Below are 2417 nucleotides of genomic sequence, written 5' to 3' on the forward strand. Positions count from 1 at the left end.
GGCATCTCGTACGCACCCGTCGCCTGACTGCTCGATCGGCCCGTCACCTTCAACGCCACCGGCGTGACCGCCTGCGTCATCTTCCGAATCTGCTCCGGCGTCGCGTTCGGCACAAACACCGGCGTCACCGTGTCGATGAATATCTGACGCCGCTCCCCGCGGGGAACACCCTTGACCGCCTCCGCATACGCCTCCGGCGTCGATGCCTCAGCCAACGCCGAATCCAACCCCGTCTTCGACGCCGCCTCCGTCACCATCGCCATGATCCGCGGATGAATGTACTGCATCGACCGCAGCTTCGCCACGTACTCAGCCAGACCCGCCTTCTCCGGTCCGCCGCCGGTCAACTGCTTGTACTCCCGCAGATAACGGTCGTACTTGTCCACCACCTGCTTGATCCGCGGCTCGTGCTCCTGACGATCGCTGGCGATCTTGCTCGAATCGCCCGCCCCCTTCAGCCACACCACCCCCGCCGCCAGCACCAGGCACGCCGCCGCCGCGCCGAACCAGTACTTCTTCCCTCGCCAGACCGCCTCCTTCGCCACCTCCGGAGGCATCAGGTCCGTCTCCACCTTCGCCTGACCAAGCCCCTGCACCGCCAACCCGTACGCCACCCCGAACGACAGCAAATTCTCGTTGAACTCCACCTCGTTCAGGCCGCCCGCCAGCTTCAGCTTCCCGAACGTCTCCACCCGCTCCACCGGCATCCCAACGTTCTGCTGCAAAAACTTCAGCAGACCCGGCAGGCGAAACGCGTTGCCCAACGCGTAGACCTTCTGAACCTCCGCCTCCCGGTTCACCGACGTGTAGAAACCCACCGACCGCTGAAACTCCGCCGACAGGTCCGAAAACACCGGACGCATCGACTGGAACACCGCTCTCGCGTACTTGCTCGTCGCCGCCGTCCGCTTGAGTTGCTCCGCCTTCGTGAAATTCAGCTTGAAGCTCTTCTGCAGCGACTCCGTGAAATTGTTCCCGCCGATCGGAATGTTCCGAAGCCACAGCCGGTGGCCCTCAGCAATCAGAAAATTCGTATTCTGCGCCCCCACGTCAGCGATGATCACCGCGTCGCTGCCCATCATTCCCTCAAACAGGCACGCGTTGTACAACGCCACCGGCGCCGTCTGCACCACGATCGGGGTCAAATTCAACTCACGAAAGTAGTCCAGGTACTGGGCGATCAGTGACTGCTTGATCGCAAAAATCCCCACCTCAATGTCCGGACCGTCCGACGCCCGGAACACCTGGTAGTCCCAGACCACCTCGTCGATCCCGAACGGAATCTGCTGCTTCGCCTCATAGTCCACGATCGCCGGTATCTTCTTCGGCTCTACCGGCGGAAGCTTCGAAAAACGGGCGAAACTCCGATGACCCGGCACCGACAGAACGATCGGATCACGCCCCAGGTCCGCCTTCGACACCAGCTTCTTGAGCGTCCCTCGAATCAACGCCGGTTCGTCCGCGTCCGGCTGAGACAGGATCTGCTCATGCTCGATCGTTATAAAATTATCAACCTCAATCACGTCCCCTGACAGTCGGGCGTGCAGAGCCTTCAAGGCGCATTGTCCGATGTCAATCGCCCAGATCGCTTTTGCACCTGCCATGCATGATCTCCTCTCAGCGGTTGCGGCTGTTCAACCTCATGCGTGTATAATTACAATTACGGTCGGCAAACCCGCTCGGTGCGTGCGGGAGGCGGGGCCACTTGTTAAATTCTATGCCATGAAGTTTTATAAAGTCTCTAACCTCGGATGCAAAGTCGCTCAGTTCGAAGGCCAGCAGGTCCGTTCCCTCTTGGAACGGTTCGGGTTGCTCGAAGCGGGGCCGGAAAAACCGGATCTCTGCGTCATAAACACCTGTGCCGTTACGGCGTCGGCTGCCTCCAAGTCGCGGCAGGCGGTTCGGGCTTTGGCTCGCAAGTTTCCTGACGCCAGGCTCATCGTCCTCGGATGCTGCGCTTCGTCGGGCCCGGCGGACCTCGGCGACCTGCCGCAACTGGCCCTCCTGGCCGACCATCGTCGCGGCATCCTCTCCGCCCTGGAAACCTTCCTCGCACACCATCTCGGGCGCCGTTCCAACGGGCCCGACAATGCCGGAAACCTACTGTCTGGCGACAGTTACGCCAACATTGATATACAAACCGATTGCCCGCGAAACGTCAAGGATATTTTCCAGCCGTACCCCGTCGAGGCCTTCGCCGGACGCCATCGGGCGATCCTCAAGGTCCAGGACGGATGCGACGCCCGGTGCAACTATTGCATCATCCCCAGCCTCCGGCCCGACCTCGCCTCCGCGCCCAAGTCCTTTGTTCTCGACCAGGCCCGCCGATTCCTCGACGCCGGACACCGCGAAATCGTCCTGAGCGGCATCTTCCTGGGAGCCTACGGACGCTCGACGGCGAAGAAAATACGTATTAC

General features: G+C 61.4%; 2 protein-coding genes. One reads left to right on the forward strand and one right to left on the reverse strand.

The window, feature by feature from the left end; translation table 11 throughout:
* A partial coding sequence (locus tag GXY33_04325; protein ID NLX04352.1) for a pilus assembly protein PilM occupies positions 1 to 1604 on the reverse strand: 1604 nt, incomplete at its 3' end.
* 118 nt (positions 1605 to 1722) lie between these two features.
* Here GXY33_04325 and GXY33_04330 point away from each other — a divergent pair.
* A partial coding sequence (locus tag GXY33_04330) for a hypothetical protein (protein NLX04353.1) occupies positions 1723 to 2417 on the forward strand: 695 nt, incomplete at its 3' end.

It is taken from the genome of Phycisphaerae bacterium (assembly GCA_012729815.1).
In the GTDB taxonomy this organism is placed as follows: Bacteria; Planctomycetota; Phycisphaerae; order JAAYCJ01; family JAAYCJ01; genus JAAYCJ01.